At 27.0% G+C, this 19,892-nt stretch carries 16 protein-coding genes and 1 riboswitch; of the genes, 13 read left to right on the forward strand and 3 right to left on the reverse strand.

The window, feature by feature from the left end; translation table 11 throughout:
* Positions 1–206: 206 nt before the first annotated feature.
* The 6 genes from Q1J60_RS08145 (at position 207) to Q1J60_RS08170 (ending at position 6,029) form a co-directional block, all read left to right on the forward strand.
* A complete protein-coding gene (locus Q1J60_RS08145) occupies positions 207–872 on the forward strand; it encodes an N-acetylmannosamine-6-phosphate 2-epimerase (RefSeq protein ID WP_300260645.1) in 666 nt (221 codons plus the stop codon).
* Positions 873–908: 36 nt separating this feature from the next.
* Positions 909–1,775 carry an N-acetylneuraminate lyase gene (locus Q1J60_RS08150; RefSeq protein WP_300260648.1) on the forward strand — a complete coding sequence of 289 codons (867 nt, stop codon included), beginning with the start codon at positions 909–911 and terminating at the stop codon, positions 1,773–1,775.
* A gap of 103 nt (positions 1,776–1,878) precedes the next feature.
* Complete coding sequence (locus tag Q1J60_RS08155) at positions 1,879–3,396, forward strand: sodium:solute symporter family protein (protein ID WP_300260651.1); 1,518 nt, start codon at positions 1,879–1,881, stop codon at positions 3,394–3,396.
* A 110-nt stretch (positions 3,397–3,506) separates the two neighbouring features.
* Positions 3,507–3,959, forward strand: coding sequence for a NanQ anomerase/TabA/YiaL family protein (locus Q1J60_RS08160; RefSeq protein ID WP_300260654.1), 453 nt, complete (start codon positions 3,507–3,509; stop codon positions 3,957–3,959).
* 152 nt (positions 3,960–4,111) lie between these two features.
* The gene (locus Q1J60_RS08165; RefSeq protein ID WP_300260657.1) at positions 4,112–4,999 is read left to right on the forward strand and encodes an ROK family protein; all 888 of its coding nucleotides are present in this window, start codon (positions 4,112–4,114) and stop codon (positions 4,997–4,999) included.
* Between the two features lie 190 nt (positions 5,000–5,189).
* A complete protein-coding gene (locus Q1J60_RS08170; protein ID WP_300260660.1) occupies positions 5,190–6,029 on the forward strand; it encodes a MurR/RpiR family transcriptional regulator in 840 nt (279 codons plus the stop codon).
* Between the two features lie 90 nt (positions 6,030–6,119).
* Here the strand turns inward: Q1J60_RS08170 and Q1J60_RS08175 are convergent, their stop codons facing one another.
* Entirely contained in the window at positions 6,120–6,509 is a 390-nt protein-coding gene (locus tag Q1J60_RS08175; RefSeq protein ID WP_300260663.1) for a hypothetical protein, read from the reverse strand.
* A 252-nt stretch (positions 6,510–6,761) separates the two neighbouring features.
* Between Q1J60_RS08175 and nagH the strand changes: the two genes are divergently transcribed.
* The 6 genes from nagH to Q1J60_RS08205 all read left to right on the forward strand — a co-directional run bounded on the left by nagH (position 6,762) and on the right by Q1J60_RS08205 (position 15,921).
* The gene (gene nagH / locus Q1J60_RS08180) at positions 6,762–11,648 is read left to right on the forward strand and encodes a hyaluronoglucosaminidase (protein ID WP_300260666.1); all 4,887 of its coding nucleotides are present in this window, start codon (positions 6,762–6,764) and stop codon (positions 11,646–11,648) included.
* A gap of 372 nt (positions 11,649–12,020) precedes the next feature.
* Positions 12,021–12,220, forward strand: a riboswitch (cobalamin riboswitch).
* Positions 12,221–12,505: 285 nt separating this feature from the next.
* On the forward strand, positions 12,506–13,249 hold the full coding sequence (locus Q1J60_RS08185; RefSeq protein WP_300260669.1) for an energy-coupling factor ABC transporter permease: 744 nt from the start codon (positions 12,506–12,508) through the stop codon (positions 13,247–13,249).
* Positions 13,249–13,560, forward strand: coding sequence for an energy-coupling factor ABC transporter substrate-binding protein (locus Q1J60_RS08190; protein ID WP_300260671.1), 312 nt, complete (start codon positions 13,249–13,251; stop codon positions 13,558–13,560). The genes Q1J60_RS08185 and Q1J60_RS08190 overlap by 1 nt, the downstream gene beginning before the upstream one ends.
* Positions 13,544–14,314, forward strand: a complete 771-nt coding sequence (gene cbiQ / locus Q1J60_RS08195) for a cobalt ECF transporter T component CbiQ (RefSeq protein WP_300260674.1) — start codon at positions 13,544–13,546, stop codon at positions 14,312–14,314. Before Q1J60_RS08190 ends, cbiQ begins: the two co-directional genes overlap by 17 nt.
* Positions 14,315–14,328: 14 nt before the next feature.
* The gene (locus Q1J60_RS08200) at positions 14,329–15,186 is read left to right on the forward strand and encodes an ATP-binding cassette domain-containing protein (protein ID WP_300260677.1); all 858 of its coding nucleotides are present in this window, start codon (positions 14,329–14,331) and stop codon (positions 15,184–15,186) included.
* A gap of 582 nt (positions 15,187–15,768) precedes the next feature.
* Entirely contained in the window at positions 15,769–15,921 is a 153-nt protein-coding gene (locus tag Q1J60_RS08205; protein WP_300260679.1) for a hypothetical protein, read from the forward strand.
* 227 nt (positions 15,922–16,148) lie between these two features.
* On the opposite strand, the gene Q1J60_RS08210 is transcribed toward Q1J60_RS08205, so the two are convergent.
* A complete protein-coding gene (locus Q1J60_RS08210) occupies positions 16,149–17,012 on the reverse strand; it encodes a 5'-nucleotidase, lipoprotein e(P4) family (RefSeq protein ID WP_300260682.1) in 864 nt (287 codons plus the stop codon).
* 219 nt (positions 17,013–17,231) lie between these two features.
* Positions 17,232–18,431 carry a murein hydrolase activator EnvC family protein gene (locus Q1J60_RS08215; RefSeq protein ID WP_300260685.1) on the reverse strand — a complete coding sequence of 400 codons (1,200 nt, stop codon included), beginning with the start codon at positions 18,429–18,431 and terminating at the stop codon, positions 17,232–17,234.
* 237 nt (positions 18,432–18,668) lie between these two features.
* Between Q1J60_RS08215 and Q1J60_RS08220 the strand changes: the two genes are divergently transcribed.
* The gene (locus tag Q1J60_RS08220) at positions 18,669–19,325 is read left to right on the forward strand and encodes a hypothetical protein (protein ID WP_300260686.1); all 657 of its coding nucleotides are present in this window, start codon (positions 18,669–18,671) and stop codon (positions 19,323–19,325) included.
* Positions 19,326–19,892 lie beyond the last annotated feature (567 nt).

Below are 19,892 nucleotides of genomic sequence, written 5' to 3' on the forward strand. Positions count from 1 at the left end.
ATGAAATAAATTTTCTAAAATAAAAATTATAAGAATAAAAGTGGAAAAATATGAATAAAAATAACTTAAAACAGAGGTTATAGGCATATTTGAAAAAATAAGAACCATAAAATAGAAAAATATTTTCAAAAAAAGTATTGAAATTTTTTAGGAAAAGGATTACAATAAAAACATAAAGAAAATAATTTTCAGAAAAAGGTGATAAAATGTTAGAAGTGGTAAAAGGAAATTTAATAGTTTCTTGCCAAGCTTTATCAGATGAACCTTTGCATAGTTCTTTTATTATGGGAAGGATGGCAATAGCAGCTAAGCAAGGTGGAGCAGTAGCTATAAGAGCTCAAAGTGTTGATGATATCAATGAAATAAAGAAAGTTACCAATCTTCCTATTATTGGAATAATAAAAAGGGATTACGATGATTCAGAAATTTATATAACTCCAACTATGAAAGAAGTGGATGAGCTTTTAAAAACAGATTGTGAAATGATAGCCTTAGATGCTACAAATAGAAAAAGACCTAATGATGAAAATGTAAAGGATTTAGTTGATGCTATTCACGCAAAAGGAAGATTAGCAATGGCTGATATATCGACTTTAGAAGAGGGAATTGAAGCAGAAAAATTAGGATTCGATTGTATATCTACAACACTTTCAGGATATACACCATATTCTAAGCAAAGCAATGGTGTTGACTTTGAACTTTTAGAAGAATTGGTAAAAGTAGTGAAAATTCCAATTATTTGTGAAGGGAAAATAAACACTCCAGAAGAGTTAAAGAAAGCATTTGATTTAGGTGCATATTCAGCAGTTGTTGGAGGAGCTATAACAAGACCACAACAAATAACTAAGAGATTTACTGATATTTTAAAATAAAGCAAATATTTAAATGAATTTGGGAGGAGAAAGACAATGAAAGGTATTTATTCAGCATTATTAGTTTCATTTGATAAGGATGGAAACATCAATGAGAAAGGATTAAGAGAAATAATTAGACATAATATTGATGTATGTAAAGTAGATGGTCTTTATGTAGGAGGAAGTACAGGAGAAAACTTCATGCTTTCAACTGATGAAAAGAAAAGAATATTTGAAATAGCTATGGATGAAGCAAAAGGACAAGTTAAATTAATAGCTCAAGTAGGATCAATTGATTTAAAAGAAGCTGTAGAGTTAGCTAAGTTTACTACAGATTTAGGATATGATGCAATATCAGCAGTTACACCATTTTACTATAAATTCGATTTTAATGAAATAAAACATTATTATGAAACAATTATAAATTCAGTTGATAATAAACTTATAATTTACTCAATTCCTTTCTTAACAGGAGTAAATATGTCAATAGATCAATTTGCTGAACTTTTTGAAAATGATAAGATTATCGGGGTTAAATTTACAGCAGCAGATTTCTACTTATTAGAACGTATGAGAAAAGCATTCCCAGATAAATTAATATTTGCTGGATTTGATGAAATGATGCTACCAGCTACAGTTCTTGGTGTTGATGGAGCTATAGGATCAACATTTAACGTAAACGGTGTTAGAGCAAGACAAATATTTGAAGCAGCTCAAAAAGGTGATATTAAAACAGCTTTAGAAGTTCAACATGTAACTAACGATTTAATAACTGATATATTAAATAATGGCCTTTACCAAACACTTAAATTAATTCTTGAAGAGCAAGGTGTTGATGCAGGATATTGTAGACAACCTATGAAAGAAGCTACTGAAGAAATGATTATAAGAGCTAAGGAAATTAATAAAAAATATTTCTAAGAATGAAAATTTTTAAAATATAGTGAGTTTTTAAGAGAAATGAAATAGTAGGCTAACTTATAAAGGTTAGCCTACATAAAAAATTTAAGAGGGGAGAATTGGTATGCAGGGGTTTACGAAGATTGATTTAGTTGTACTAGTTGTTTACTTAGGAGCTGTGCTTTACGCAGGATTAAAGTTCTCTAAGAAGGAAATGAAAGGTAAAGAATTCTTCAGAGGTGACGGAACTATTCCTTGGTGGGTTACTTCAGTTTCTATATTTGCAACTTTATTAAGTCCAATTTCATTCTTATCGCTAGCTGGTAACTCTTATAAGGGAACTTGGATAATGTGGTTTGCTCAACTTGGTATGTTTGTAGCAGTACCTCTTACAATAAAATATTTCTTACCAGTTTATAGTAGATTAGATATAGATACAGCTTATGAATATCTAGAAATAAGATATAAAGATAAAGGACTTAGAATTCTTGGAGCTGTAATGTTTATTATTTATCAAATAGGACGTATGGCAATTATAATGTACTTACCATCAATGGTATTGGCAAATCTTACAGGAATAAATGTTTATTTACTTATAGTGGCAATGGGCGTAATAGCAATAATTTACTCATATACAGGTGGATTAAAGTCAGTTTTATGGACAGATTTTATTCAAGGTTGTGTGCTTATAGCGGGTATCGTTTTTTCATTAATATTTTTAATTTCAACAATAAATGGTGGATTTGGAGCTATTATGAGCGAATTAACTGAGGGAGGAAAATTCCTATCTTCACAAGAACCAATATTTAATGCAAACATATTTAAAACAAGTGTATTTCTATTAATTGTTGGAGGAGGATTAAATACTTTCTCATCATATATCTCAAGTCAGGATATAGTGCAAAGGTTTACTACAACAACAGACATAAAACAATTAAAGAAAATGACTTATGGTAACTTAGTATTATCATTATTTGTAGCAACTGTATTCTATTTAATAGGAACAGCTTTATATGTTTTCTATAATCAAAATCCACAGTTATTACAAACTGCTCAACAAGACCAAATTTTTGCATCATATATAGCATTCCAATTACCAGTTGGTATAACAGGTATAGTTTTAGCAGCTATATATGCAGCAGCACAATCAACACTTTCAACTGGATTAAACTCAGTTGCAACAAGCTGGACTTTAGATATCCAAAACTTTATAACAAAAGATATGTCAATGGAAAAGCAAACAAAAGTTGCTCAATATATATCTTTAGGTGTTGGTATAGCTTCAATAATTATGGCAGTAATACTTGCAAATGGTGGAGTAAACTCAGCTTACGAATGGTTTAACGGATTTATGGGACTTGTTCTTGGAGTTTTAGCAGGAATCTTCGTACTAGGAGCATTCTTCAAAAAAGCTACAAAAGCAGGTGCATACGCTGGATTTATAGCATCAGCAATAGCTGTTGTAGTATGTAAATATGGCGGATTTGATGTAAGTATCTGGTCATACTCAATCATATCAATAGGTGTTTCAGTTATAGTTGGAATGATAGTTTCACTAATGACTCAATCTCAATTAGTTGATGAGAAGACTTTAAATAAAGCAACAATATATTACAATAAAAATGAAGTTGTTAATGGTTAATATAAATAAAAAGTAATATTTAATTAGAGTAAGTGTTGATTTTCAGATAGTTTTAAAATTATTTGAAGATCAGCACTACTTTAAAATTGGATGTTTTAGAGGTGAATGAAATGATATTCGGCAATTTAATAAATTTAGAAAGTTATGATTATCTACCAAAACTTGTTAAGGAAGCTTTACTACATGCAAAAAATAATAATGTAATAGAGTTTGAATCAGGTACTCATGAAATAAAAGGTGAAGAGTTGTTCTTTAATAGAGTTAATTACACTACAAAAAATAAAGAAGATCGTTTTTGGGAAGGTCATAAGAAATATATAGATGTTCATGTGGTTTTTAGTGGAAGAGAAAGAATAGATCTTAACTTTAAAGAAAATTTAGAGTTTAAAGAGTTTATTGAAAAAGATGATTTTTTATCTTTTGATGGTAAGGAAAATTCTACGGTTGTTTTAGAGGAAGGAGATTTTCTTATCTGCTATCCAGATGATATACACATGACTTGTTTAAAGGCTGATAGTGAGCCTTCAGATGTAAAAAAAGCTATTTATAAAGTAATTTTATAGTATTTATTTTATGAGGTTGGATCAAAACTTAAAGTAATAAACCATGAAGCTAGTATTATTTAGGGTTATAATTTTATTTTAAGTTATTTTTGATGCAACCTTTATTGTTTATAATAATTTTAAAGAATATTAATTTGATAGAGGTGATATGTATGTGTTTATTTGCAGTTATAGATATAGGTGGAACTAGTATAAAATATGGAGTTATAAATGAAGAAGGAACATTATTAGAGACTAATGATAGAGATACTGAAGCACATAAAGGTGGATTAAGTATAGTAGAAAAAGTTAAAGATATAATCTATGAGATTAAGATTAATAATGATATAAGTGGAATATGTGTATCAACAGCAGGAATGGTATGCCATAAGGAAGGGAAAATTATTTATGCTGGGCCAACAATACCTAATTATACTGGTGTTGAAGTTAAAAAAATATTAGAGGAAGAGTTTAATTTATCTTGCTTTGTAGAAAATGATGTAAACTGTGCGGCTTTAGGAGAATTCTTTGGGGGAGCAGGTAAAGGAACTCATTCAATGGCTTGCTTAACCATAGGGACAGGAATTGGAGGAGCTTTAATAATAGATGGCAAAGTACTGCATGGTTTTAGTAATTCAGCTGGAGAAATTGGATATATGATGGTTAATGGAGAACATATTCAAGATATTGCATCAGCAAGTGCTTTAGTTAGAAATGTGGCATTTAGAAAAGGTATTGACTCTAGTAGTATAGATGGAAGATATGTATTAGATAACTATGAAAATGGAGATTTAATATGCAAAGAGGAAGTTGAAAAATTAGCTGATAATCTAGCTTTAGGAATTTCGAATATTGTTTATTTAATAAATCCTGAAGTAGTAGTTTTGGGTGGAGGAATAATGGCTAGAGAAGAAATTTTTAGACCTTTAATAGAAAAGAGTTTAAGAAAATACTTAATAGAATCAGTTTATAATAATACTAATATAGCCTTTGCAAAACTTAAAAATACTGCAGGAATGAAGGGTGCATATTATAATTTTAAAAAGAATTTTAATGAATAGTTGTATTTTATAATTTTATTTAAAATGATAGACAATAAGATAATTTATATAAATTATGGAGCTTATATTACAAGAATGATATACTTAAAATATTATATTTGACTTAGTTTTATAGAGTTTAAAATTATTTATAATGATTTGATATAACCATAAAATTGAGTCAAAATCTTAAAATAGCAAGAGGTATTTTATGGAAATATTAGAAAAGTTGGAAAATCCAAAATTTAAAGCGACTAAGTCAGAGAAGGCGTTAATTGAATATATAAAGTCAGATTTAGACAATATTATATATAAATCAATATCTATAATAGCTAAGGAATCAGGAGTGGGAGAAGCTACCATAACAAGGTTTACTAAGAAGTTGGGTTTTAATGGATTCCAAGACTTTAAAGTTACTTTAGCAAAAGAGATTTCAAATAAGAAAAATACAAGTATTATAAATTTGCATGTTCATAAGGATGAGAGTGTAAAAGAGACTGCAAATAAGATGTTAAAATCATCTATCAATATACTAGAGCAAACAGTTAAGCATATTGATTTAGATTTAATGAGTAAATGTAAAAACTTAATAATGAATGCAAAGAGAGTTTATTTCATAGGTATAGGTTATTCAGGAATAGCTGCTATGGATATAAATTATAAGTTCATGAGAATTGGATTTACAACAGTGCCTGTAACTGATAGTCATACGATGGTTATTATGTCATCTATAACAAATGATGATGACGTAATAGTTGCTATTTCGAATTCAGGTACTACTAAAGAGGTAATAAAAACTGTTAAACAAGCTAAAGAAAATGGTACAAAAATAATAACTTTAACAGAAGAGAGTGATAATCCATTAAGAAAGTTATCTGATTATGAGCTAACATATACATCAGCTGAAACAATCTTTGAAACTGGATCAATATCATCAAAAATACCACAAATATTCTTGTTAGACCTATTATATACAGAAGTAATTAAAGAAATGTTTAGTGAAGCTGTTGAAAAGAAAATCAAGACTACTAGTGCAATTCTTAATGATTAGACTAAAAAAATAAGTATAGTAATGAAGCAGTTGTATTCAAATATAATAAGAATATAAAAATAGGTCACAGTAATAAAACTGTGACCTATTTTATTTTGTTTTTTTAGAGAATATTATATCAAAACAAATTACTCCAAAAGCAATCCATAATGATGAATGTAACATTTTACTTAATTTTAAGTCAGGCAATGGTAGTAAGAAATTTAAAATAAAATTAAGAAGCATGATTCCTACAAAAAACTTTAGGAATTTAACTCCTTCTTTTTTAATCTCTTCAAAAGTAAAGTGTTTAACTGTAAATAGAACTCTTATTAATATGTATAAAGGAATAAGTATTGCAAATATGGCGTAAGCTGTAACGAAATTAAAAGCAGCCTTACTTGGAATATCTCTATATATTATGAAGAGTGTAACTATAGTCATAAAAATAAATAATGAGTAAATGAATCCATCTAAAGTACGTATATTTGTTTTTTTCACTGTAATCCCCCACTTTAATATCTTTCCTATAATATGATTATACACAAAATTTTAACAATTAAATAGTTTAAGTGAATGACATAGGAGTTACAAAGACATTAAATTCACATAAAATCTTACTAAAGAGAAAATAAAATTTTTATGTTAATTTAGATTAATTAATAAGAAGCAAATAAAATACATATACTATTTATTGTAAAATAATTACAATTTAGTTATAATATTAAAAATAACTTTTTGGGGGGAAGGGTTATGAATAAGAATATTAGAAAAATAATTACATCTACATTATTAGCAGCTATTACAATTAGTGTTTTACCATCAAATTTAGTTGTATTTGCAACAGATGGTATTGAGGAAAACTTTTATGAAATATATCCAAAGCCACAAGAAATAAGCTATAGTGGGGGAGAATTTCAAATAAGTGATGAAATAAATATTGTATATGATAATGGAATTGATGATTTCACTAAAAAACGTGTTGATGAGGTTTTAGAAGCGAGCAATTTAGAAACTACTGTTTCAAATGAAATAGTACCAGGAAAAACAAATTTTTTAGTAGGTATTAATGAATCAAGAGGAGTTGTTGATAATTATTTCAATAAAAATATTCCTCATGATGAGAGTTTTTTTGATGAAAAAATGGATGCTAATATAGTAAGTGTTAAGGATGGAGTAATTGGAGTAATTGGGGAGGATACAGATAGTGCTTTCTATGGAGTTACTACTTTAAAACATGTATTTAATCAGTTAAGAGATGGGAATAAAATTCAGAATTTTAGAGCTGATGACTATGCAGAAGTTGCTCATAGAGGGTTTATAGAAGGATATTATGGTAATCCATGGTCTAATGAGGATAGGGAAGAACTTATGAAATTTGGTGGAGATTATAAATTGAATCAATATGTATTTGCTCCTAAGGATGATCCTTATCATAACAGTAAGTGGAGAGAATTATATCCAGAAGAGAAGTTATCTGAAATCAAGAAATTAGCTAAAGTTGGCAATGAGACTAAAAATAGATATGTATATGCATTACATCCATTTATGAATAATCCAGTTAGATTTGATAATGAAGAAAATTATCAAAATGATTTAAGAGTAATAAAGGAGAAATTCACTCAACTTTTAGAAAATGATGTTAGACAGTTTGCTATTTTAGCTGATGACGCTTCAGCACCAGCTAAAGGAGCTAGTATGTATGTTAAGCTTCTTACAGATTTAACAAGATGGCTAGAAGAACAACAATCAACTTACAAAGACTTAAAAACAGATTTAATGTTCTGTCCAGCAGATTACTATGGAAATGGAAGTTCTGTACAATTAAAAGAGTTAAATAAAGCTGAAGATAATGTGAGTATAGTTATGACTGGAGGTAGAATTTGGGGAGAAGTAGATGAAAATTTTGCAAATAGCTTCATGAATAATATATCTACTAGTGGTAATCCTGGAAGAGCTCCTTTCTTCTGGATTAACTGGCCTTGTTCAGATAATTCTAAAAAGCATTTAATAATGGGAGGAAATGATACATTCTTACATCCAGGAGTTGATCCAAGTAAGATAGATGGTATAGTTTTAAATCCAATGCAACAAGCAGAAGCTAATAAGTCAGCTCTATTTGCTATAGCAGATTATGCTTGGAATATATGGGATAATAAAGAAGAAGCTGATAAAAACTGGAATGATTCATTTAAGTATATGGACCATGGAACTTATGAGGAAACAAACTCTTCACTTGCTTTAAAGGAAATAAGTAAGCATATGATAAACCAAAATATGGACGGAAGGGTCAGACCACTACAAGAATCTGTTGAATTAGTACCGAAATTAGATGCATTTAAGAAAAAGTACGATAGTAGTGAAAGTATTAAAGAAGATGCTTTACAATTAATAGAAGAGTTTATAAAACTTCAAAAGGCATCAGATTACTACAAAAATAATCCAGGAAATGAGAGAACAAGAGATCAAATAATCTATTGGTTAAATTGCTTTGGTGATACTATGGACGCTGCTATTGGATACTTAAAATCAGCAATTGCAGTAGAAGAAGGAGATGATGAAGCAGCTTGGGTTAATTATTCAGAAGCACAAAGTTCATTTGAAAAATCAAAAACTTATGGTTTTCATTATGTAGACCATACTGAGTATGCAGAGGTTGGAGTTCAGCATATCGTTCCATTTATAAAGAGTATAGGTCAAGATTTATCAGTTGCCATAAGTTCAATTATTGACCCAAATAGAATAATAGCAACTTATATAAGTAATAGACAGGATTCTCCAACAGGAAATCTAGATAATATTTTTGATAATAATTCCATTACGGAATTAGTTTATAAAAATCCAAATAAAATAGATGTTGGAACTTATGTAGGAGTTAAATATAGTAATCCTATAACTTTAAATAATGTTGAATTCCTAATGGGAGCAAATTCAAATCTAAATGATACAATGCAAAAAGCTAAAATTCAATATACAGTTGATGGAAGGGAATGGATTGATTTAGAAGAGGATGTTGAATATACAATGCCTGGAACTATAAAAGTAGATAATTTAGATTTAAAAGTTAGAGGAGTTCGTTTAATAGCTACAGAAGCAAGAGAGAATACTTGGCTAGGTGTTAGAGATATTAATGTAAATAAAAAAGAGGATTTAAACTCAGGTGTAGAGTTTAATCCGAGTTTAATAAGAAGTGAATCTTGGCAAGTTTATGAAGGAAATGAAGCTAATCTTTTAGATGGAGATGATAATACTGGTGTATGGTATAAAACTCTTAATGGTGATACATCTTTAGCAGGAGAATTTATAGGTCTAGATTTAGGAAAAGAAATAAAACTTGATGGAATTAGATTTGTAATAGGTAAAAATGGGGGAGGAAGTTCTGATAAGTGGAATAAGTTCAAACTAGAATATTCATTAGATAATGAAAATTGGACAACTATAAAAGAGTATGATAAAACAGGGGCTCTAGCTGGTAAAGATGTTATAGAAGAAACCTTTGAAAATCCTATTTCAGCTAAATATATAAGACTTACTAATATGGAAAATATAAATAAGTGGCTTACTTTCTCAGAATTTGCAATAGTTAGTGATGAATTAGAAAGTGCAGGAAATAAAGAGAATATATATACAAATACAGAATTAGATTTATTATCTTTGGCTAAAGAAGATGTAACTAAGTTGATACCTACAGATAATATAAGCTTAAATCATGGAGAATATATTGGTATTAAATTAAATCGCATTAAAGATTTAAGTAATATCAATCTTGAAATTTCAAATGATATAGGATTAAAACTTCAAAGCTCTATGAATGGTGTTGAGTGGACTGAGATAACAGATAAAAATACATTAGAAGACGGTAGATATGTAAGGCTAATTAATATAAGTAATGAAGCTGTTAATTTTAATTTAACTAAGTTTGAAGTTAATTCAAATGAAGTTTATGAACCATCATTAGTAAATGCTTATGTTGGAGATGATGGAGCTAAAAAAGCTGTAGATGGAGATTTAAAAACAAGAGTTAAATTCTTAGGTGCTCCTAGTACTGGGGATACTATAACTTATGACTTAGGACAAGAAATTCTTGTGGATAATTTAAAATATGTTGTATTAGATACTGAAGTTGATCATGTAAGAGATGGTAAAATTCAATTATCTTTAGATGGAAAAACATGGACAGATGCTATTACCATTGGAGATGGAGTAGAAAATGGAGTAGAAGATATGTTTTCTAAGCCATTACAAAATGGATATAAACATGGAAACCAATCAGATGGAATAGTTCCAATAGATAGTGCTTATGTTGAAGGAGATAATTTAAATCAAAAGGCTAGATATGTAAGAATATTATTTACTGCCCCATATAGACATCGTTGGACAGTTATAAATGAGCTTATGATAAATAATGGAGAGTATATCCCTAAAGTAAATGATCCAACTTATATTTCAAATCCAATTGAGGAAAGAGGATTTGTCCCAAGTAATTTAAGAGATGGAAATTTAACAACTTCATATAAGCCTAATACTAATAATGGTGAGATTTCTGAAGGAAGTATAACTTATCGCTTATCAGAAAAAACAGATGTTAGAAAGGTTACAATAGTTCAAAGTGGAAGTTCAATTTCAAATGCTAAGGTTATGGCTAGAGTTGGTGATGGAAATGAAAATATAACTGATAAATGGGTTCAATTAGGAACATTAAGTAATAGCTTAAATGAATTTATTAATCGTGATTATAGTAATATTTATGAAATAAAAATTGAATGGACAGATGTTGCACCAAATATTTATGAAATAATAACTTTAAATAAAGAGTTTGAATTCCCAGTAAATGAGTCTTTAAAGATAAAATATGATAAGCTTATAAAACTAAGTAAAGATGAATACACTTTAAGTAGCTTTTTAACTTTAAAAGAATCATTAGATGAGGCAAAGAGTATTTTAGATGATTCTAATTCATCTCAAAAGAAAATAGATAAGGCCTTAGAAAATTTAAATAAGGCAGAAGAAGGACTAGCTTTAAGGGCAACTGATTTTGAAGATTTTAATAAGATTTTGACTCTAGGAAACTCTTTAGTTGAAGGAGAATATACACCTGAATCATGGGATTTATTTAGTGAAATATTAAAAGTTGCTAATGAAGCTAATAAAAATAAAGCTGATTATACTCAAAATCAAATAAATCAAATAGTAATTGACTTAGATGCTTCAATAAAAGCTTTAGTAAAAGAAACACCTGAAGTCGATAAGACTAATTTAGGTGAATTAATAAATCAAGGTAAATCTTTACTAGAAGAAGCTGTAGAAGGATTTAATGTTGGTGAATACCATAAAGGTGCTAAGGTTGGATTAACAGTTAAAATTAATAAGGCTGAAGAGGTGTTTAACAAAGAAGATGCTATTGAAGAGGAAATAAATTCAGTTAAGGAATCTTTAGAAAGTGAAATTACAAGATTTAATTCTTTATTAATAGAAGAAAGTACAGGGGACTTTAATGGTAATGGAAAGATTGATATAGGGGACTTAGCAATGGTTTCTAAAAACTATGGAATTAATACTAACACTTCTATGGATTTAAATAAGGATGGGTCTATTGATGAATATGAGATAAACTTTATAAATCACAGAATACTAAATTAATATAATTTAATAAAAACAAATTAAAATTATAATTTTTAAGGGATCATTAAGTTAAATAAAATCAGATTTAAAATATTAATAGGTTTAAAGCTTAGTATTTTAAAATGGTTAATTTTATCTAAAATGATCCCTTTTAATTTACAGTAATGCTTATCTTAAATATTTCTTAGAATTAATTTGATTTTAAATAAATTCTAATTGAAAGTTGATCTGATAATATGAGATTAATTTAACAATTAATATTTAATAAATATATGTAGTCATAAAAGGGCAATTTTAGATGATATCGTAGATATAGCATATTTTTTAAAGAAACATATAGAGTAATTGTAAACGGAATATATATACTATATAATGTAGATGAATTATAAAATTAAATATTTAGAAATAGGTTATATAGTTAATTTTATAACTATATATTAAAAGGGAAGTTGGGTTTGAATCCCACGCGGTCCCGCCGCTGTAATAGAGGAGCTTTTTGTCTTTTAAGCCACTGAAATATAATATTTTGGGAAGGTAACAAAAAGTGATGATGCTTAAGCCAGAAGACCTGCCTATTTTTAAAACATCAAATCCTACGGGAAATAGGAGGTGTTGTGCTTTGGTAAGTTATATTTTTTTGGAATTTTTATAACCTCTAGACGCAATGTCTAGAGGATTTTTATTATAAGACTAAAGTTTTGATTTAACAAGCAATTAAAGTTATTTATATTTAGATTAAATTTATAAATGGAAATGTTTTTATTACATAATTGTTTTATTTGATAAGGAAATGGTTAAATCAAATTTTAGCTTAAAATAAGAAGATAATAAACGGGAATACAAAATAAAAATATAATTTAAGGAGTAGAATTATTATGTCAAAAAAAAATCAAGTATTTATAGGATTTTTATTAATGTTTTTATTAATACCAAGAAGTGTATCAGCTATGCATATTATGGAAGGATTTTTACAACCTAAATGGTGTATAGCATGGGGAGTTATAACTATACCATTTATAGTGTTAGGATTATTTTCTATTAAAAACAAAGTTGGAAATAATCCAAGACTAAAGATTTTGTTAGCTATGGCAGGAGCTTATGCTTTTGTTCTTTCAGCATTAAAGCTTCCATCAGTTACAGGTAGTTGCTCACATCCTACAGGAGTTGGGCTTGCAGCAATATTATTTGGACCTACAGCAGCATCGGTTTTAGGACTTATTGTACTTCTATTCCAAGCGTTACTTTTAGCTCATGGTGGTCTTACTACTCTTGGAGCTAATACTTTTTCAATGGCTATAGTTGGACCTTTAGTGTCATACGGACTTTATAAATTAGTAAAAAAACTTAATGGACCAACATGGTTAGGTGTATTTTTAGCTGCTGCTCTTGGAGATTTAGCAACATACATGGTTACTTCAGTTCAATTAGGACTAGCTTTCCCAGCAGAGGTTGGAGGAGTTATGGCATCAGTTATGAAATTTATGGGTATATTTGCAGTTACTCAAATTCCTCTAGCTATAAGTGAAGGAATATTAACAGTTGTAATCTTTAATGCAATAGAAAACTATGCAAAAGATGATTTAATAGAACTTAACATTTTTTCAAAGGGGGTAAAATAATGAAAAATAAAAGAACATTAACTAATATTATATTAATTTTATTAGTTGTATTTATTACAATAATACCTTTCTTTGTAGCTAAGAATGGTGAGTTTGGTGGATCTGATGATCAAGCGGAAGAAGCAATAACACAAATTGATGAAAATTATGAACCCTGGTTTTCACCAGTATTTGAACCAGCTAGTGGAGAAATAGAAAGTTTATTATTTGCTCTTCAAGCTGCTATTGGTGCAGGGATAATTGGATATGGATTAGGATATTTAAAGGGTAAAAAGAAAGTGAACGACGAAGTAAATGATAAACATAGATAAATACGCTTATTCATCTAAGTTAAAAAATATTAATCCAGCAGAAAAAATGTTTTTTTCATTAATTACATTGTGTGTTTGTCTTTGGGCAAATAATTTTATTGTTTCTATGCTTGTAATAAGTATTATGATTTTTTTAATAACGAAAGTAGGAAAAACAAAAATAAGCGTTTTTATAAAGTTAATGATGGTGCCAATAGCTTTTTTGATAATTGGTATTCTAACAATAGTTGTGAGTTATTCATTAAAACAAGATATGTTTTTAGTATCATTTAAGATTTTCAATGGATGGATTGGGATTTCAAAAAGTGGGTTTATTCAAGGGATTAATATGTTCTTGAAGGTAATTGGCTCTTTAAGTTGCTTATACTTTATATCATTAACTACTCCAATGATAGATGTAATATCAGTTCTATCTAAATTGAAAGTGCCGAGTTTTTTAATAGAGTTAATAAGCTTAGTGTATAGATTTATATTTATAATTTTAGAAACTTCAGAAATGATGTTTATATCACAGAATTCAAGGCTTGGATATAGAGATATAAAAACATCGTATAAATCCTTAGGTGCTCTTGCATCAACACTATTTATACGTTCATTTAAGAGAGCTAATGATTTATATACTGCTTTAGAATCCAGAGGGTATAATGGAGAACTTAAGGTTTTAGAAGAAAATGTTAAAAGAAGAAATTACATTTATATTATAACTATAATAATTAATCTTATTTTTGTAGGAATAACTATATTTATTAAGTAGAGTAGGAGGATTTTATGGAAGACTATATATTAAAAGTAGAAGAGCTTAATTATAATTATTCAGATGGAACTCATGCTCTAAAGGGTATAGATATGAATATAAAAAGGGGAGAGGTAACAGCAATATTAGGTGGAAATGGTGTTGGGAAATCAACTTTATTTCAAAACTTTAATGGTATATTAAAGCCTTCTTCAGGAAGAATACTTTTTGACAATAAGCCTATAGACTATTCAAGAAAAGGAATAATGAAACTTAGAGAATCTATAGGAATTGTTTTTCAGGATCCTGATAATCAACTTTTTTCAGCAAGTGTTTACCAAGATGTTTCTTTTGGTGCTGTTAATATGAAACTACCAGAAGATCAAATAAGAAAAAGAGTAGATAATGCACTAAGAAGAACTGGTATAGAACAATTAAAAAATAAGCCAACTCATTGTTTAAGCTTTGGTCAAAAGAAAAGAGTAGCAATTGCAGGGGTGCTAGTTATGGAGCCAAAGGTTTTAATATTGGATGAACCAACAGCTGGTTTAGATCCAATAGGTGTTTCAGAAATAATGAAATTATTAGTAGAAATGCAAAAGGAGCTTGGAATAACAATAATAATAGCAACTCACGATATAGATATTGTTCCTTTATATTGTGATAATGTTTTTGTTATGAAAGAAGGAAGAGTAATATTACATGGAAAGCCTAAAGAAGTATTTGCTAAGAAGGAAGTTATAAGAAAAGTTAATTTAAGATTACCTAGGATTGGTCATCTTATGGAGATTTTAAAAGAGAAGGATGGTTTTGAATTTGATGAGTTAGATTTAACTATTGGACAGGCTAGAAAGACAATAAATTCTTGGAAAAACAAAATTTTTAATGATTAATATTAAATTAAGTAAGAAAGACTTATATCAGATTATTTTGGTATAAGTCTTTTATATTAATTTTTAATGATATTTGGGTATAATAATTATTATATAAAAAATATTTTAAAAAAGTTTATATTAATTTTATATATATTTTAATATTATGAACAAAAAGTTTTGAAATTTTAAATTAAAAATGCAAATTATTTACATTGTTAAGTTGTTTTTTTAATTTAAAATTTTTTTTTATAATAAAAAAAAATAGGTTATATTATAAAATATATAATATAACTAAAAATATTAAAAGCTAATTTAATATTTTATTAGTAAGTTATGATTAAAAAAAAGTAAATGTTATAAATTTTCATATAAAATTAACAAATATTCATAGTCGAATTTTGTAATTTAAAAATTATTTACTAATTAGGTAAATAATTTTAGAATATAATTAAAGAATTATTTATTATTTTAAATTGTAGTTTATCTTTAAATATAAATAATTTTAATAAATTATCAAAGCAGTTAAAATTTTTATAAGAAAGAAATATGATGTTTTAATAGGAGATGATATTAAAGAGTAAAAAGGGAGAGTATGATAAGATGCTTACAAATGAGTTAAAAAATTTATTAGCTGGTTTATACCAGAAATATGGATGTACTCAAGAAGTTCTTCAACTTAGTAATATAATTGATGAAATTATAGTTAAAGAACAAAGTGAAAAATTAAAAGAATATTATAAATCAAAAAAATAATAGCTAATTTCAAAGGTGATAAATCAATATAAATATTATTAACTCTAAATAATTAAAAACTATTTTAACTATTAATATCATAATTAATTTTAAGGTGTTTAGTACTTAGATTTTATTAATACATATTATAATAAAAAAATCTATATTACTTAATGTAATATAGATTTTTTATTTTTAGTATATTTAATTTAAAGGATTTAAACTATATTTTATTAGTTACTAAAATTTTATTTAAATGAGTTTATGCTATTTAATCTATCTTGTTGCTTTTGTTCAGGAGATTTTTTGAAGTCGTATCCATAAACTGCATTTTCAAAATCACCATAAGTTGGATTTGGAAGCACTATGTATTTTGTTCCAAAAAATTGAGCTTCTTTATCTACTATTTCTCTTCTTTGTTCATTAGACTTATTATCGTATCCATCAGGGAAGTCGCCTAAGTTATCTCCACAGTAAATTGCAAGGTTATAATTATCTTTGATTTTATTCCATCTAGCATCTTTATTACTTGTATCTGTTTTTAAAAGTATATGGTCTTTATCTGAATTTACAAAACCTAATTTTTGCATATTTTTTATAGTTGCATCAAGTTCTTTTTCCTCATTTCTATTTGAAACGTAGAAAACTTCAAATCCTTTGCTTTTAGCATAATCAGTAAAATCTTTAGCACCATCTATTGCAGCTGCATCAGCCATTTGTACCCACTCACCAAAATTTTCTTTTGAGTATAATTCATTATGTTTTATTTCATATCCTGCATGTGGTGAATTATCTATTATTGTTTCATCAATATCTAAAGTAACTGCATATGGTTTAGCAGTAGGTTCCTTTGTTAATTGATCAATATATCTCTTTCCAGAGTTATATGCTTCATATCTTAAAGCTTTTGCTTCTCCTGAATTTTGTTGCCATAAAGTAGCTAAAACATTTCCTTTAATAAGTTCTTCAACTGCATTAACCTTTGTTATTTGTTCCAAATTAGATATTTGATTTGCTTCTTTATTATTTTCATAGATTAAAGTACCACCAGTTCCAACACCAATACCTATTATTGCTGATAATACAATTGCTGTGATTTTTGAGTTTTTCATAATCTTATCCTTTCATTTATTACTTAAAATATATAATTAAAATAATTATCCATCTTGTTAACGATTTCATTATATTTTATGTTTTTTATAAAATCAAGTGTTTAATTAATAATATACTTATTTAATAATTAATAATAGGATAAATTAATTTATTTATATTAAAATTTAATAAATAATTGTATAAATAAAAAAAAGATAGTCAAATGACTATCTGTGCTATTAAATATAATCCATTGGATTTACATGTTGTCCATTAATTCTTATTTCAAAGTGGGCATGGGGGCCTGTGCTATATCCTGTAGAACCAACTAAAGAAACTACTTGGCCTTGTTTTATTTTTTGACCGGCAGAAACTTTTAATTGAGATGCATGAGCGTATAGTGTACTTAATCCACCACCATGATCTATTATAACCATATTTCCATAAGCGGGGTGATATTCAGCAGTAGTTACAACACCATCTTTAGCAGCTATAAATGGAGTTCCTGTTGAAGCTGCAAAGTCTACACCAGTATGAACTTTATACTGACCAGTTACAGGGTGAACTCTTGGACCATATGAACTAGTTATTGTAGAAGAAGCAACTGGTCTTATAAATCCACTTGATGAACTATTACTTGGAAATGATGTGTTTGGGGTTTGATTAAAATATGATTGAATTTCCTTTTCAATTTCATCTTCTCTATCTGCTAATGCTTTTAGTTCAGCATTTTTTTCAGATTCTAATTTTTCTAATTCATTTAATTGAGAATTATAAGTGTCTAATTTGATTTCGTGTTCAGATTTAACTTCATTAAGAGTTTTTTCTTTAGAAAGAAGTTCTGCCTTTTTGTTATCTAATGTAGATTTAGATGCTTCAAGGTTAGATTTTCTAACTTTAAGGTCATTTTTTAAAGCTTCAATCTCTTCAATAAGTTTATTATCTGTTTTAACAAGAGTTTTTATATTTGCTATATTAGAAAATAATTCTCCAAAGTTTTTAGATTCAAGAATCATATATAGGAACTTATCACTTAAATTAGATTTATATACGTTTCTAAGTCTTTTACCTAATATCTCTTGTTTTAATTCTTGTTCTTTTTTAGCTTTTTCAATTTCGTTAGTATTTTCTTCAATTGAAATTTTTACTTTATTTATTTCTGAATCAGTTGAAGAAATTTCATTATTTAAAGTTTTTATTTTATCTTCATACTCAGTAACTTTTGCTTTAGCTGAATTAAGTTCAGCTTCTTTAGCATTAATATTATCTTTAATTTCATCTAGCTTTCCTTTTTTAATTTCTTTTTCTTCTATAATTTGTTTTTTCTCTTCTTGTAATTTATTAACTTCAGGATTTGCCTTTGCTATTGATGGTGCTGAAAAAGTACCAATTATTAAAAAGCTACTCATAAATAAAGATATAATTTTAAGTTTATTCATTTAATCACCTATTTTTAATATGTTTTTCGAGGGTTTTATATTGATTTCAACAAATTATACCTTAAAAACCTTAGTAATATCTACAAATATTTTGAAAATTTTAAGTTAACTTTTAAGTTATGGGTTAAGAAATAGTGTAAAAATAGTCTTTAATTTTTATCTTATAGATTTTTGGTGATTAAGACTAAGACTGCTTGTCAATAATTTAATTGAAATATAAAACAGGAGGAATTTCTTATGAGTAAAAAATCATCTAAAAAATTTTTGAAAGAAGCAAATGCTCAAATAATATTATTTGTTCTAGTTATGATAATAATGAGAATGGTAGTTTTGAATTTCATGAGTGAGATATCAGGAATAGAGTTAGAAGAATTATCTAAAGCTAGAATCTATAATGGAGATATTTCAATCACATTATTTTTAGAGAGTCTTATTAATTTTTTTGGTAAATTTGTTTTAGAAACATATAAAGGAATAATTTTGCTTGTAATAATAAATGTATTTGTTGCTTCTTATATATTAACTAAAAAAGATTTTACTGGTAATTTCTATTTTAATATGACCATAGCATATTTATTTTCATCTATAATAACAGTATTTTTATTGTTGGCTGGTATAATTTTATTTTTTTGTATAATGCAAGGTATGGTAGTTATAAATTCATTTAAAATAGATGTGTCTTCAGAAATATTATGGTTAGCTATATCTTTAATAGTAGGAATCGTTTTTATAAAATATTTTAGAAAAAGTGTAGTTTTTTCTTTGTTAGCATTTTTAATAATATCTTTTTACACATCATATTATACGGATATAGGTAAAAAAGCAATTAATACAGATTATGTTCAATATAGCTTAGAGGAATTTGCTAATAATTTAAACTTAGTCAGAGAATAGATATATGTAATAATAAGAAGTGGTTTTTATTTAGTACTAAAGAAATTAGATTTGACCATTTTAATTTATTATTTTAGTTCTAATTAAAAAATAAGGTGAAAATTCTATATAAATTAATATAAAAATCTATATTTATATAGAAAGTATAAGTGTAGTATATATAAAAACTAAAAATATAATGTTAAAATAACACAGTATTCTACAGAAAAGTATATTCAATGTAAAAACTATATAAGACACTATACCTAGTGTATCTATATAGGGAAAAGTAAGTATATAAAAGAAAAATATAGAAATAACAATATATTTTATTTAAAATAGAAAAATATATTAAATTAAATGTAGCTAAAATGGTAAGATAAATTTCGTCAACGAGAGACACAACAATAAAATATCAAATGAGAAATTTAAAAAAAATTGTTGACAAAGTTTCGAAGTGGTGATAAACTAAGAAAGTCGCTTGAGAGCGACAAAGAAATGGTCTTTGAAAATTAAACAGAAGATATTAACATAAACCAGCAATTCTTTTATAAGTAATATGAGTATAGATTAAACTTTTAAATTGAG

The organism is Clostridium sp. (genome assembly GCF_029258205.1).
In the GTDB taxonomy this organism is placed as follows: Bacteria; Bacillota; Clostridia; order Clostridiales; family Clostridiaceae; genus Sarcina.

Bases quoted from the DNA above. Each gene is read 5' to 3' on its own strand.
- Q1J60_RS08215 (WP_300260685.1), bottom strand. From the start codon at position 18,431: ATGAATAAACTTAAAATTATATCTTTATTTATGAGTAGCTTTTTAATA.
- Q1J60_RS08150 (WP_300260648.1), top strand. From the start codon at position 909: ATGAAAGGTATTTATTCAGCATTATTAGTTTCATTTGATAAGGATGGA.
- nagH (WP_300260666.1), top strand. From the start codon at position 6,762: ATGAATAAGAATATTAGAAAAATAATTACATCTACATTATTAGCAGCT.
- Q1J60_RS08220 (WP_300260686.1), top strand. From the start codon at position 18,669: ATGAGTAAAAAATCATCTAAAAAATTTTTGAAAGAAGCAAATGCTCAA.
- Q1J60_RS08190 (WP_300260671.1), top strand. From the start codon at position 13,249: ATGAAAAATAAAAGAACATTAACTAATATTATATTAATTTTATTAGTT.
- Q1J60_RS08205 (WP_300260679.1), top strand. From the start codon at position 15,769: ATGCTTACAAATGAGTTAAAAAATTTATTAGCTGGTTTATACCAGAAA.
- Q1J60_RS08160 (WP_300260654.1), top strand. From the start codon at position 3,507: ATGATATTCGGCAATTTAATAAATTTAGAAAGTTATGATTATCTACCA.
- cbiQ (WP_300260674.1), top strand. From the start codon at position 13,544: ATGATAAACATAGATAAATACGCTTATTCATCTAAGTTAAAAAATATT.
- Q1J60_RS08145 (WP_300260645.1), top strand. From the start codon at position 207: ATGTTAGAAGTGGTAAAAGGAAATTTAATAGTTTCTTGCCAAGCTTTA.
- Q1J60_RS08185 (WP_300260669.1), top strand. From the start codon at position 12,506: ATGTCAAAAAAAAATCAAGTATTTATAGGATTTTTATTAATGTTTTTA.
- Q1J60_RS08155 (WP_300260651.1), top strand. From the start codon at position 1,879: ATGCAGGGGTTTACGAAGATTGATTTAGTTGTACTAGTTGTTTACTTA.
- Q1J60_RS08170 (WP_300260660.1), top strand. From the start codon at position 5,190: ATGGAAATATTAGAAAAGTTGGAAAATCCAAAATTTAAAGCGACTAAG.
- Q1J60_RS08210 (WP_300260682.1), bottom strand. From the start codon at position 17,012: ATGAAAAACTCAAAAATCACAGCAATTGTATTATCAGCAATAATAGGT.
- Q1J60_RS08165 (WP_300260657.1), top strand. From the start codon at position 4,112: ATGTGTTTATTTGCAGTTATAGATATAGGTGGAACTAGTATAAAATAT.
- Q1J60_RS08200 (WP_300260677.1), top strand. From the start codon at position 14,329: ATGGAAGACTATATATTAAAAGTAGAAGAGCTTAATTATAATTATTCA.